Annotated in this window: 11 protein-coding genes and 3 pseudogenes; 9 read left to right on the forward strand and 5 right to left on the reverse strand. The window is 68.7% G+C overall.

The annotated features are described in order from the left end of the window. Positions 1-66 precede the first annotated feature (66 nt). From AC2W7A_RS04145 to AC2W7A_RS04160, 4 genes are all read right to left on the reverse strand, one after another. Entirely contained in the window at positions 67-510 is a 444-nt protein-coding gene (locus tag AC2W7A_RS04145) for a hypothetical protein (RefSeq protein ID WP_485990253.1), read from the reverse strand. A gap of 135 nt (positions 511-645) precedes the next feature. Continuing rightward, complete coding sequence (locus AC2W7A_RS04150; RefSeq protein ID WP_485990254.1) at positions 646-1,998, reverse strand: IS30 family transposase; 1,353 nt, start codon at positions 1,996-1,998, stop codon at positions 646-648. Continuing rightward, positions 1,938-2,738, reverse strand: a complete 801-nt coding sequence (locus AC2W7A_RS04155; RefSeq protein ID WP_485990255.1) for a DDE-type integrase/transposase/recombinase — start codon at positions 2,736-2,738, stop codon at positions 1,938-1,940. The genes AC2W7A_RS04150 and AC2W7A_RS04155 overlap by 61 nt, the downstream gene beginning before the upstream one ends. Beyond that, positions 2,735-3,028, reverse strand: a complete 294-nt coding sequence (locus AC2W7A_RS04160; protein ID WP_485990256.1) for a transposase — start codon at positions 3,026-3,028, stop codon at positions 2,735-2,737. The genes AC2W7A_RS04155 and AC2W7A_RS04160 overlap by 4 nt, the downstream gene beginning before the upstream one ends. A gap of 91 nt (positions 3,029-3,119) precedes the next feature. Between AC2W7A_RS04160 and AC2W7A_RS04165 the strand changes: the two are divergent. Further along, positions 3,120-3,272: pseudogene (locus AC2W7A_RS04165) on the forward strand (integrase core domain-containing protein); the annotation flags it as partial. Positions 3,273-3,588: 316 nt separating this feature from the next. Then, positions 3,589-4,494, forward strand: coding sequence for a DUF1963 domain-containing protein (locus tag AC2W7A_RS04170; protein ID WP_485990257.1), 906 nt, complete (start codon positions 3,589-3,591; stop codon positions 4,492-4,494). A gap of 79 nt (positions 4,495-4,573) precedes the next feature. Here AC2W7A_RS04170 and AC2W7A_RS04175 read toward each other — a convergent pair whose 3' ends face one another. Further along, on the reverse strand, positions 4,574-4,771 hold the full coding sequence (locus AC2W7A_RS04175) for a hypothetical protein (RefSeq protein ID WP_485990258.1): 198 nt from the start codon (positions 4,769-4,771) through the stop codon (positions 4,574-4,576). 462 nt (positions 4,772-5,233) lie between these two features. On the opposite strand from AC2W7A_RS04175, the pseudogene AC2W7A_RS04180 reads away from it, so the two are divergent. The 7 genes and pseudogenes from AC2W7A_RS04180 to AC2W7A_RS04210 form a co-directional block, all read left to right on the forward strand. Beyond that, a pseudogene (locus tag AC2W7A_RS04180) lies at positions 5,234-5,692 on the forward strand (divalent metal cation transporter); the annotation flags it as partial. A 58-nt stretch (positions 5,693-5,750) separates the two neighbouring features. Next, positions 5,751-5,981 carry a hypothetical protein gene (locus AC2W7A_RS04185; RefSeq protein ID WP_485990263.1) on the forward strand — a complete coding sequence of 77 codons (231 nt, stop codon included), beginning with the start codon at positions 5,751-5,753 and terminating at the stop codon, positions 5,979-5,981. A 73-nt stretch (positions 5,982-6,054) separates the two neighbouring features. Further along, positions 6,055-6,987: an SDR family oxidoreductase gene (locus AC2W7A_RS04190; protein WP_485990259.1), complete on the forward strand. Its 933-nt coding sequence runs from the start codon at positions 6,055-6,057 to the stop codon at positions 6,985-6,987. Positions 6,988-7,424: 437 nt separating this feature from the next. Next, positions 7,425-9,084: pseudogene (locus AC2W7A_RS04195) on the forward strand (AbgT family transporter). Positions 9,085-9,220: 136 nt separating this feature from the next. Continuing rightward, positions 9,221-10,198, forward strand: coding sequence for a glutaminase A (gene glsA / locus AC2W7A_RS04200; protein ID WP_485990260.1), 978 nt, complete (start codon positions 9,221-9,223; stop codon positions 10,196-10,198). Between the two features lie 280 nt (positions 10,199-10,478). Then, positions 10,479-11,369: a phage holin family protein gene (locus AC2W7A_RS04205; RefSeq protein ID WP_485990261.1), complete on the forward strand. Its 891-nt coding sequence runs from the start codon at positions 10,479-10,481 to the stop codon at positions 11,367-11,369. 183 nt (positions 11,370-11,552) lie between these two features. Continuing rightward, positions 11,553-12,234 (forward strand): CDP-alcohol phosphatidyltransferase family protein (locus tag AC2W7A_RS04210; RefSeq protein ID WP_485990262.1); only part of this gene is annotated, 682 nt, incomplete at its 3' end.

A 12,234-nucleotide genomic window follows, 5' to 3' on the forward strand; every position in this document is an offset into this window, starting at 1 on the left:
CGCCCGCCTGCACGAGGGGCTCGGCTACCGCACTCCCGCGGAGGTCGAGGTGGCCTACACTCACGATCAGGACTCAGCGCCCGTTGCGTCCTGACCTCGGAACGAAACCCAGGGCGCTTCAACGAGCCACTCGCTGGCGGCAAAGCCGTCGCTGCTGACGCTACTGATTCGTTCGTGCTGCATCATGACGTGGTCTCGCGTGTCATTTGAGTCTGGGAGGCTCCGGATGATGGCGGCGTCAGAGCACACGGCGGACTTATTGTCGCCGTCATCCTTGTTGATATCACCGGCGCAGGTTTCACCCGTGACTTCCTCCCATGCCTTCACGAGTTCCTCTGGGGAGAGCTTCTTGCCGGCGTCCTTGATGTCCGCGGCTTTGAGGTCCCCGCCACTGATTGGCGATGGCATCTCCTTGTTGGCGTAGTCAGAACCGCCACAGGCGGTGGCCAGGAGGGAAACGGCGACGATGGCGCAAGATGCCTTCGCGAGACGGCGAGTGATGTAGTTCATGCGCCAATGATAGTGGACCTTGATCGCCCCCTGTGTACGCCCTCGGAGCACCATCGGTAATCTCCGCATCTACCGATGCCTCTGTCCGCCTCGGAGTAGGCCAAGGGAAAGTCATGCGTAAGGCACTAGGCGGGTTCAACCGGTCGTTGCAACACCGTTCGTCGTGAGCGAGCGTAGCTGCTCGGCGAAGACCTCTGCGGGAGTCTTCCAGTCCAGGACCTTCCTGGGCCTGTTGTTCAGCGTGTACGCGACCGCCGCGAGGTCCTGGGCCGACCACCTCGACAGGTCCGTGCCCTTGGGGAAGTACTGCCGTAGCACCCCGTTCGTGTTCTCGTTCGTGGGCCGCTGCCATGGTGAGTGCGGGTCGGCGAAGAACACCTTCGTGCCGGTGTCCATCGTGAACCTGGCATGCCCGGCCAGCTCCTTGCCCCGGTCCCACGTCAGGCTCTGCCGCAGCTGCTCCGGCACGTCCGCCATCGCCTTGATCAGGGCCGCGGTCATCGCCTCGGCCCCGTACCCGCCCAGCGAGGGCCCGTTCTTCACCGGCGGCTGCTCACCCCATCCCTGCAGGCGGGGCAAGTGGACCAGGATCGTGGCCCGGCTCTTGCGCTCGGCCAGAGTACCGATCGCTGAACGCCCGGTCCCGATGATCAAGTCCCCTTCCCAGTGCCCGGGCACAGCACGATCAGCGGCCTCGGGTGGGCGCTTGCTGAACACCACATCCTCGGTGACATGGCCCTGGGGCTTGTTCCGGGTGCGTGCCCGCGGCTCGCGCAGAGCCCGCCCGGTACGCAGGCACGCGACGAGCTCATGCTTGAGCGCCCCACGCCCCTGGATGAACAGCGACTGGTAGATCGCTTCGTGAGAGATCCGCATGGACTCATCATCCGGGAACTCCAGGCGCAGCCGGCGGCTGATCTGCTCAGGACTCCACGCCGTGGACCACCGCCGGTCCGCCCGGCGCGGTTTCATCTTCCGCCCCTTGAACCCGGGCCCGACCGGTCCTGGCACGGCCACGCCATCGGGGCCCAGGACCACCCCGTTGAGCCGCGCCTGGACGTAGTCATGCAGCCGCTGGTTCGTGGCCAGTTTCGCGGGCTTGGGCCGCTTGGCCGCTTCCTGGGCCTTCCACTGCGCCACGGTGGCCCGGTACTCCTTCCTCCCGGAACGTGTGGCGCAGTTGCGGCGCAGCTCACGGCTGATCGTGCCCGGGTCACGTCCCAGGGCACGCGCGATCTGGCGGACCCCGTGGCCCTGGGCGTGGAGGATCGCGATCTCCTCACGCTCAGCGAAGGACAGGTATCGGCCGGTGGGCTCGGCCAGGGGTAATGGGGTCATCCCGCCAGCGTGATGGAACCAGCGCGCTCCGACGGGCCAGGACACGCCCACGGCCAGGGACGCCTCGGCCGTGGTGACGCCGGTGGCGATCACCCGCCAAAACTGGCGTTGGACCTCCCGTGAGGGCTGCGGCCTGCCGGGCGAGCGCATCGGGGCCCGCAGGGCCCGATCCGCTCTCCACTGCCGCCGTGTCCCCTCGGGCACGTCACTGATCTTCCTCGCCCAGTCCTTGCTGGCCACCGCTTGTACCTCCAGTGATTCTGGGGGTGTTGCGACGACCGATTGAATCCACCCTGCCAGCCGCGGTCGGAGTGCACCACGCACCCGGCCACCACGCTCGTGCCTGCTCGGCGTGCCACGGCCTGCTCGAGCGCGTCCACGGCCAACGATGCCTGCATCCGGTCGGCCATGGAGTACCCCACGATCCGCCCGGCATGCACGTCCTTGATCGCGCAGAGATAGAGCTTGCCCTCACCCGTGGGATGCTCGGTGATGTCGGTCAGCCAGAGCCGGTTCGGCGCGGTCGCGGTGAACTGGCGCTTGACGTGGTCACCATGCACGGGCGGGCCCGGGCGGCGCCCGTTCTTGCCGCGCTTGGCCCCGAACGCGCTGTGCCACTGGTTCTGCTGGCAGAGCCGCCAGGCCGTCCGGGCGGCCATTCGCTCCCCAGCTGTCTCGGCCTCGTCTCGCAGGAGCCGGTACCCGAACTCCGGGTCGTTCAGGTGAGCGGAGTGCAGGGCGTTGGCCCGGTACGCCTGCTCGACCTGGGCGGCGGTCACGGGGTGGTCCAGCCAGCGGTAATAGGGCGGGCGGGCGAGCTTGAGGACCCGCAAGGACACCGCCACGGGGACACCGTCAGCGGCGAGCTCGGACACGAGCGGGTACATCATTTTTTCGGCAGGTTCGCCTGTGACAGGTATGCCGCGGCGCGGCGCAGCACTTCGTTCTCCTGCTCGAGCAGCCGGATCCTGCGGCGGGCAGCGCGGAGTTCTTCGGCTTCGGCTTTCGTAGTGCCGGGCTTGTTGCCGGCCTCGATCTCGGCCTGACGGACCCAGTTCGTCAGACAGGACTCACTGATGCCGAAGTCCTTCGCGATCCGGGCCAACCGGGTGCCTGGTTCGCGGTTCTGGGCGACGCGGACGACGTCGTCACGGAACTCCTGGGGATACGGTGCGGGCATGGTGCACATCCTTCTCTGCGACGCTCTCCAGCGCCACAGATCATGTGACACCTACCCGCGCATCAGTCCCCTCATCCACGCCCGGCGGCTCTGGGAGTCCGTGGAGGCCGTCGAGCTGGCCACGATGGGGTGGGTGCACTGGTGGAACACGCAGCGTCTCCACGAAGCCCTCGGCTACCGCACCCCTGCGGAGGTCGAGCCCGCTTACACTCACGACCGAGACGTAGCGCCCGTTGCGTCCTGACCTCGGAACGAAACCCAGGGCGCTTCATGGGCGGCCAGGGCGATTCACAATCCCAGGAACCTGGTCCAGATCCCTGCGGGTGTGCACCAGAAGTGCGTTAATCGTTGGATGGCGACCCGTGGTGTGAAGAGGTTCGGTGCGGGTGCCGCATCACACGAGACGATGCGGACGTGGGTGCATCGACAGAGCTACACCAAGCAACATCAGATCTGTGTGTCCCTCCTGCGACACTGTGGCGTGCGGATCTGACGTCGCTGCCCACGATCGAAGTCGGCCTCTGGGGAGGCCGACAGGCCCCGAACTAGGAAGGACCGGCATGAACGCGCTGCCTCCCATTCATGGTTATCACAAGCAAGCCATCACGTGGCTGGATCAGATGTCGCTGGACTCAGCTGAGGTCCCTCCACGCCAGAGCCCAGTTTTCAGTGAGGACTCGTTCGACGAGGGACCTGAGGAGCTGGTGGGTCTGTGGAAATCTGGGGCTCAGATCAGCTGGCTCGGCGGTCCCGCTGCCGTCGATGGTGTCTGGCCGCAGAACGTTGACGGTGACCCGTGCTGGCACGTCGCTACCTTCCATCTGGGCGACGCCCATGCCGCGCTCGGTGATCCGAGAGAACGTGGTTGGGCAACTGACGTCGCCGATCTTCTTCCGGATCATGGCTATGTGCAGATTTTCCATGACCTGACGACTTACGGCATGGACGCCGTGGACGGGGAACGCGGTGGTTGGCTGGTGTCATGGTCGGCGGATGATGACCCTGCCGGTCGTCCCGCGCTTTTGACGGCGCCGGAGTCGAGCGGTGCGCCTGATGAGGCGTTCCAGATGGGAGTGTTCCTGCCGGGCTGGTCGATTCCGTGCCCTCTTGACCTGTACGGGGAGGAGGACGCTCGGTTCGAGCGCGCTGAGGCCGCGGTGCGTGCCCTGGACTTGGCGTGGCTGAACCAGCGTATGCCGGGTGAGAAGCATCGGTACCCGACGCCGTCGACGCGCTTGATGGGCTACAGCTCGACAGGAGAGGAGGCCGCAGTTACGGAATACCTGCCGAACGTCCTGCCGCTTGATCAGGCGGGTGACGAGTATGTCCTGTTGGCAGAGATCGAGTCCTGGACAACGCTCAACGGTTGGTTCGGAGACGCGTCCAGTCTCGAAGTGTGGATGCGGAAGTCGGAACTGGCGGCCCGGCGATTCGATTGCTGTTGGTGCATCATCCGCACCGATTGAACTGCGCAGAAGACCCGCGAACCGGGAAGGGGCCGTCCAGGCGTGGACGGCCCCTTCAGTTTGACTGCTAGTGCGGGACTCAGCCGAAGCGCGGCTGGGGTACGAACATGAGCCCGATCCAGGCGGCGGCGGCGATGATCGCTGGGGTGAGGTAGAGGTCGGCGGCGCCTCCCATGTACATGGCGAACCCGCAGACGGCGGCGACGGCGAAGGCCAGGAATTTGGCGAGTGCGAGAAGTGAGCTGATGGGGCGGAAGATGATGCCGATGAGGGCCATGGCGGCGAATCCGATGAAGAACCATATGATCGATTCCCTTCCCGTTGGGGTGTGGTGGGTCTCAGTGTGCCCGACGGCGCGGACGCGTTAAGGCGAGGGCCAGGGCCAGGGCCAGGGCCAGGGCGGCCGCGATGGTGTCATTGGGTAGCTTGGGGGACCTGTTGTAGAAGGGTTACTCGTTCGAGTCCTGTCGGGGGAGCGCCTACGAAGCCCCGCTCGGAGATCCGAGCGGGGCTTTCTCGTGTTCTGATGCGGCAAGGTTGCGATCCGTGCTGAGCGCACACCAGAGGTGTGTTCCAGGTCTCTTCACCTTTAGGGTGTGAGGCACCTGCTCTCGAGCACGAAGAAGCGTGCGCCACGGAGAAGCCAGACCCCGACGACCACCGGTCCAGCGGCTCAGGTAGCCGCGTGCTGCAGAGGCCGGCCGGCAGCCGAGTCGGCCGCTTCGGCCTGGCCACCCGCATGAGCCTCGGCCATGCCCTGCGCGAGGTGTTCGCCTCCCGCATCGCCCGGCTCGTGATGGTCGTGCTCGTGGTCGCCGCGATCGGCGTCGGCGGCGCGTCCTATGCCGGCGGTGACGCGGTCGGCACGGCCCTTGCGCTGAGCTCGGTGACCGGGCTCCCGCAGCCGGTCATCGTGGTCGGGATCCTCGTCACCATCGGCGCACTGCTCTGGACCGGCAGCTACGAGCTGATCGAGAGGGTCCTCGCCGCCATGGTGGGGATCCTCGCCCTGCTGTTCATCATCACCACGTTCATCGTCCGGCCCCCGTTCCTCGAAGCGCTAAAGGGAATGTTCGTTCCCACCGTGCCCGCCGGCACCGCCCTGCTGGCCATCGCCCTGATCGGCACCACCGTGGTGCCCTACAACCTCTTCCTCCAGGCGAGCCTCGTCCAGGACAAGTGGGACGTCGGCGTGGACAGGAGCTCCGCCCTGCGAGCCGCCCGCATGGACACCGCCGTGTCCATCTCCGTCGGCGGTGGCCGGCCCGCTCGGCGCCGCCTACGCGATCGCCGGCACCCTCGGCCGCAGCACGGACCTGCGCATCCCCGCAGCCCGCACCGTGTGGTTCCTCGTCATGAACAGCCGTCGGCTGATGGGGGAGCACCGGAACCGTCTGGTCTCCAACATCCTCGGCGGACTCGTCTGCCTGGTGGTCATCGGCCTGGCCGTCTACCAGCTCGGCGGCCTCGCCGGCCTCTGGGAGTGAACGGCCGTCGTCGTCCTTCTCACAGGACCCGGGGACTGGCGCTACCCCGGCCTCTCGCCCGTAGGGTCCAGCCATGACGACTTCGCAGAACCCCACCCCCACCACCGCCTCCACGGCACGCCAGTGGGAGGGCGATGACCCGCGCTCCCGCCACCCGAAGCACCACGCCCCAGAGCAGCATCAGCCCGAGCCGGGCCTGGACGTGAAGACGGATCCGGTCCCGGACATCGGGCTGGACTCCTACACCGGCCTCGGCCGGCTCGAGGGCCGCAGGGCGCTGATCACCGGCGGCGACTCCGGCATCGGCGCCGCGGTGGCCATCGCCTACGCCCGCGAGGGTGCGGACGTGGCCATCGCCTACCTGCCGGACGAGCAGCCGGACGCTGACCGCGTGCTCGCCGCGATCGAGGAGACCGGACGGAAGGCCGTCGCCCTGCCCGGCGACCTCACGGACACCGGCTACACCGCCGGCCTCGTGGACGCTGCCGCCGAGCAGCTCGGCGGCCTGGACATCCTGGTGAACAACGCCGGCAAGCAGCTGGTCGCCGACTCCCCGGAGGAGCTCACGGACGAGCAGGTGGCCACCACCTTCCAGATCAACGTGCTCGCCATGTTCACCCTCTCCCGGGAGGCCCTGAAGCACATGGGCCCGGGCAGCGCGATCATCAACACCACCTCGGTGCAGGCCTACAACCCGAATCCGCTGATCCTGGACTACGCCGCCACCAAGGCCGCGATCAACAACTACACGAAGGGTCTGGCGCAGGCCGTCGGCCCGCGGGGCATCCGCGTCAACGCAGTGGCCCCGGGCCCGGTGTGGACCGTGCTCCAGGTCAGCGACGGCCAGCCGAAGGAGCGCCTGCCCGAGTTCGGCCACGACTCCCCGCTGGGCCGCGCCGGCCAGCCCGTGGAGATGGCCCCCGCCTACGTGTTCCTCGCCAGTGGCGAGTCGAGCTACGTGAACGGGGAGACCCTCAACGCGAACGGCGGCACGCCGACTCCCTGACGCCGACACCCTGACGGCGGGGACGAGAGCCCGTGGGCCCCTGCGGCCCGCGGGCTCTCGTCTCTCACCATGACGGTGGCCGGGTCACTCCCAGCCCGCGCCGCAGGCGTGCCAGCAGGTCCCGCCGGGTCGGGTCGGCCAGGGTGGCGAACTGCCGATCGAGCAGCTCCTGCGTCATCCTCACCTCCTTGTGTAAGCGATCACTTACGCAATAGCCCGCGGCCCCCTGGGGTGTACCACCCCTCCTTCGGAGGAGTCCTCGATCCACCCGGTGTGACCGATCCCTCACCCCGAAATGACAGGGTTCACACGGCCCGTTACGGTGGTCGGGTTTGTACCCCCGCCCGGCTCCTTCGCCCTGCGCCCACCCGTGCGCAGGACGAAGGAGCCGGGCGGTGCCCTGCCACCCGACCGCACCTTCCGAAGGGAATCTGCACATGGCCGCTGACTCGTCCGGCTCGCGCGGCACCACCGCCGACGCCGCGGACGCCGTCACCACCCAGGACGGCACCGCCACCAGCACCCCCGCCACCAGCACCACCGCACCCGCCGACGCCGCCACCGCCGGCACTGACCGCCGCCGCGGCGGGTTCGGCAGCCGCGCCCTGGACTTCGTGGAGAAGGCCGGCAATGCCCTGCCGCACCCGGCCACGCTCTTCGCGGCCCTGGCGGTCCTCGTCGTCCTGCTCTCCTGGCTGTTCTCCTCGCTCGGCATCACCGCCGAGGACCCGGTGGAGGGCGGTCAGATCGAGGTGTTCAACCTGCTCTCGCGCCGGCGTGCAGTGGATGTTCTCCTCGGCCGTGGACAACTTCGTGGGCTTCGCCCCGCTCGGCGTGGTGCTGGCCACCATGCTCGGCATCGGCATGGCCGAGCAGTCCGGCCTGATCGGCACCGTGCTGCGGCAGTTCATCCTGTCCGTGCCGAAGTTCCTCATCACCGCGGGCATCGTGTTCGCCGGCGTGATGTCCTCGGTCGCCTCGGATGCCGGCTACGTGGTGCTCCCGCCGCTGGCCGCCATCCTCTTCATGGCCGTCGGCCGTCACCCGCTGGCCGGCCTGGCCGCCGCCTTCGCGGGCGTCTCCGCCGGCTTCTCCGCGAACCTGCTGCTGTCCGGCACGGACGTGATGCTCGGCGAGCTGACCATCGAGGCCGCCGCCACCGTGGACGGCGCGTACGCGGACGGCATGAACCTGGCCATGAACTACTGGTTCATCATCGCCTCCACGTTCCTGCTGACCATCGTCGGCACCCTGGTCTCCCAGTTCGTGGTGGAGCCGCGCCTGGGCCCGTGGAAGGGCGAGGGCCGCATCGAGGACGAGGGGGTCGAGCTGACCGGCGTGGAGAAGAAGGGCCTGGTCTGGGCCACCGTGTCCGGTGTGGTCACCGTGGCCCTGCTGGCCCTGCTGATCGTCCCCGAGTGGGGCCTGCTACGCGGCGAGGACGGCGGCGTGGTCCAGTCCCCGTTCATGGACTCGCTCGTGGTGATCATCATCATCGCGTTCTTCATCCCGGGCCTGGTGTACGGTATCGTCACTAAGGTCATCCGCAATGACACGGACGTGGTGGACCAGCTCTCCCAGACCCTGGCCGGAATGGCCGTGTTCCTGGTGCTGGCCTTCACCGCCGGCCAGTTCATCGCCTATTTCAACGAGTCGAACCTCGGCCTGCTGCTGTCCGTGATGGGCTCGCAGTTCCTCGAGTCGATCAACCTGACCGGCATCCCGCTGGTGCTCGCGTTCATCCTGTTCGTCTCCGTGGTGAACCTCTTCGTGGGCTCGGCCTCGGCGAAGTGGGCCATGCTTGCCCCGATCATGGTGCCGATCATGATGCAGCTCGGGATCTCGCCGGAGTTCACGCAGGCGGCCTACCGCGTGGCGGACTCGTCCACGAACATCCTGTCCCCGCTGATGACCTACTTCGCGCTGATCATCGCGGTGGCCCAGAAGTACGACAAGAAGATGGGCATAGGCTCCCTCATCGCCACGATGCTCCCGTACTCCATCGCGTTCCTGCTCACCTGGACCGTGATGACCATGGGCTGGTACTGGATGGACCTGCCGCTGGGTCCGAACTCGCCGGTCACCTACACCCCGTGAGCCACTGACGGGGCCTCCTGAACCGGTCGCCCCTCAGGCGTCCCGACGACGGTCCGGTCACCTTCCGCGCGGAAGGCGACCGGGCCGTCGTCGTCTCCCGGCACGGAGGAGGCCTCCCTGTGGCAGGGTGGGCACCATGAAGACCACGAACCCCGGCCGTGTCTCCGAACAGCTCTCCCGCCTGGTCGCCAAGGTTCGGGAGGACCGCGAGGGCGCCCCGTCCGACTACCTCGAGGACGTCGAGGAGCGCCCGGTGGACGGCTTCGCCGTAGCCGTGTGCACCACGGACGGCGTGGCCGTCTCCGAGGGGGACGCGGACCAGACCTTCGCCCTCCAGTCCGTGTCCAAGGCCCTCACCTACGCGGTGGCCCTGCAGGAGCGCGGCATGGACGCCGTGCTCGAGCGGGTGGGCGTGGAGCCCTCCGGCGACGCCTTCAACGACCTGTCCCTGCAATCCGACGGGCGCCCCTTCAACCCGTTCATCAACGTCGGGGCGATCATGGCCCACGGCCTGATCCCGGGTGAGGACGAGGACGAGCGCCTGGACCTGCTGCTGCGCCGCTACTCGGACCTCGCCGGCGCCGAGCTGTCCATCTCCCAGGACGTCTGGGACGCCGAGACCGAGCGCGCCCACCGCAACATGGGCCTGGCCCACATGCTCGCCGCCTCTCAGATGCTCCCTGGCGACGCCCACGAGGTGGTCCGCGGCTACCTCGGCCAGTGCTCCGTGGAGATCACCGTGGAGCAGCTCGCCACGGTCGGTGCGACCCTCGCCTCCGGCGGCGTGAACCCGGTGACGGGGGAGCGGGTGCTCGAGGAGTGGGTCTGCCAGCAGGTGATGTCCGTAATGCTCTCCTGCGGCATGTACGACGCCTCCGGGCAGTGGATGGCGGAGGTCGGCATCCCCGCGAAGTCCGGGGTCTCCGGTGCCCTGCTCGGCGCGGTCCCCGGCGCCCTGGGCATCGCCAGCTGGTCCCCGCGCCTGGACGAGCACGGCACCTCCCTGCGAGGCATTGGCGTGTTCGAGGCCCTCTCCACGGACTGGGACCTGCACGTGCTCCGCCACCGGGACGCCATGGCGGGCCTCCGCGAGGTCGCCGGGGACGAGTCCTGAGCCCAGTCGTCTCTGCCGGCCCCGCCCCACCGGGCCCCACGGCCGGGTGGGACGGGAGGACGCAGGGGCGGGGCCGTCGTCGTGCGTCAGCTGTTCTGAAGGCGCGCGCCAGGTGCCTGGTACCGGCTCACGTGACGGGACACACGTGCATGAGCAGTCCCCAGGAATGCCCTGTGTGGACAGGCGGTGCTAGCGTGGACCCGACACCGCTGTGACACCGGTGCGCCCAGCGCGCCGACGCGGCCCGAAAGACCGAAGCCGAACCCGGAAGGCACCTCTGATGGCCCCTACGGCAATCCCCGTCTCCGCGCAGACGCGCGCGAGCTCGCTGTCCGACCTGCTCGCAGCGCTCATCCGCCTGCTGCCGTTGCAGATCAAGGACGAGCTCACCCTCGCCCTGAACCAGGCGAAGTCCAAGGGCGTGAAGGTCGGCGTGGCCGCCGGCCTGATCCTCGCCGGCCTGTTCATGCTCTTCTGCATGCTGGTGGCCCTGATCGTCACCCTGATCGGCGCCTTCGCCACCCCGTCCTTCTGGTTCCCGGCACTGATGGTCGCCGCCGCCTTCCTGGTGCTCGGTCTGATCCTCGCCGGCATCGGCGGCCTCATGATCAAGGGCGCCATGCCGCTCGTGCCCGCCGAGACCGTCCGCAACCTCGAGTACGACCTCGGCTACCTCAAGGAGGGCAACGCCTTCGACCCTGCCGAGTACGACCGCGTGAAGGCCGAGCGCGCCGAGCAGAAGCGCATCGAGAAGCAGCGTGAGGCCGAGCGCAAGAAGCTCGAGAAGGAAGAGAACAAGAAGGCCGTCAAGAACGGCGAAGCCGCCCCGTACCCGGAGAAGGAGACCGCCTCCGAGGACGAGGTCCGCCGCCGCGCCGAGCTGCGCCGCCGCCACCTGGGGGACATCCGCTCCGGCCTGGGCGAGCGCGCCTCCGTCAAGGGCCAGATGAACGCCTTCGCCGCCCAGCGCAAGGGCCGCGGCGCCACCCCGGAGTCCGCCGGCTCCACCGACGTCACCGCCCCGTACTCCGGCGCCGCCCGCGCCGGCGAGAAGGCCGGCGTGGCCGAGGACTATGTCAAGGACCGCTGGCAGCCGCTCGCGCTGTTGGGCGTCTCCGGCACCGCCTTCGCCGTGCTGGGCTCCATGCTCGGCAAGAAGCGCAAGGGCTGACCGGCCCACCCGCGACCGCGTCGACGGCGCCCCGACCCTCCCGGAGGGCCGGGGCGCCGTCGTGTGTGCGTGTGCCGGAGGGGCGGCCGGGGGCCGGCGGCGGTGGGGTGGTCATGCACCCGGCGTCGATAGACTGGAACCGCCCCACCGCACCCGTCCCCACTCCGGCCCCCAGGAGGTCCCATGCGCGTGATCGACGTCGGCCTCCGCGAGGACTGCGAGTACACGGTGCGGGACACGTTCTGGACCGTACCGAACCTCATCACGCTCGCCCGCTTCGCGCTCATCCCGGTCTTTGTTCAGCTCACCGCCACGGAGCAGTACCTCGCCGCGTTCTGGGTGCTCGCGGTGCTCTCCGGCACGGACTGGGTGGACGGCTGGGTGGCCCGCCGGTGGGACATGATCTCCACGGTCGGCAAGTGGCTTGACCCGCTGGCGGACCGGCTGTCCCTGATCATCGTGGCCGCCACGCTCGTGGTCACCGGCGTGGCCCCGGACTGGATCGTCTGGGCGATCGTGGTGCCGGACCTGGTGCTCACCGCCGTGTCCCTGCTGGTCTTCCGCGGCAGCCCTGAGCTGGAGGTCTCCGTCCTGGGCAAGGTCCGCACCGCACTGCTGCTCGTGGCCGCCCCCGTGCTGCTGCTCGGCTACGTGCCCGGACTGACGGACACCGCCTGGGGCAGTGCCGGCACCTGGCTGCTCTCCCTCGGCGCGATCGCCCACATCCTGGCCGCCGCGGACTACCTGCGCCGCTTCGGCCACAAGTCCGCGGCCCTGCGCTCCCGGGGCATCGACCCCGCGACCGCGCCGCCTGGTCCGAGGGCTGAACCCCGTCTGGTCCGACGGGTGACCGGAGTCCGCGGGC

This window comes from Micrococcus sp. LASM2_SD2 (assembly GCF_057364565.1).

Coding starts and splice junctions, on each gene's coding strand:
- AC2W7A_RS04145 (WP_485990253.1), bottom strand. CDS start 510: ATGAACTACATCACTCGCCGTCTCGCGAAGGCATCTTGCGCCATCGTC.
- AC2W7A_RS04150 (WP_485990254.1), bottom strand. CDS start 1,998: ATGCGCTCGCCCGGCAGGCCGCAGCCCTCACGGGAGGTCCAACGCCAG.
- AC2W7A_RS04155 (WP_485990255.1), bottom strand. CDS start 2,738: ATGATGTACCCGCTCGTGTCCGAGCTCGCCGCTGACGGTGTCCCCGTG.
- AC2W7A_RS04160 (WP_485990256.1), bottom strand. CDS start 3,028: ATGCCCGCACCGTATCCCCAGGAGTTCCGTGACGACGTCGTCCGCGTC.
- AC2W7A_RS04170 (WP_485990257.1), top strand. CDS start 3,589: ATGAACGCGCTGCCTCCCATTCATGGTTATCACAAGCAAGCCATCACG.
- AC2W7A_RS04175 (WP_485990258.1), bottom strand. CDS start 4,771: ATGGCCCTCATCGGCATCATCTTCCGCCCCATCAGCTCACTTCTCGCA.
- AC2W7A_RS04190 (WP_485990259.1), top strand. CDS start 6,055: ATGACGACTTCGCAGAACCCCACCCCCACCACCGCCTCCACGGCACGC.
- glsA (WP_485990260.1), top strand. CDS start 9,221: ATGAAGACCACGAACCCCGGCCGTGTCTCCGAACAGCTCTCCCGCCTG.
- AC2W7A_RS04205 (WP_485990261.1), top strand. CDS start 10,479: ATGGCCCCTACGGCAATCCCCGTCTCCGCGCAGACGCGCGCGAGCTCG.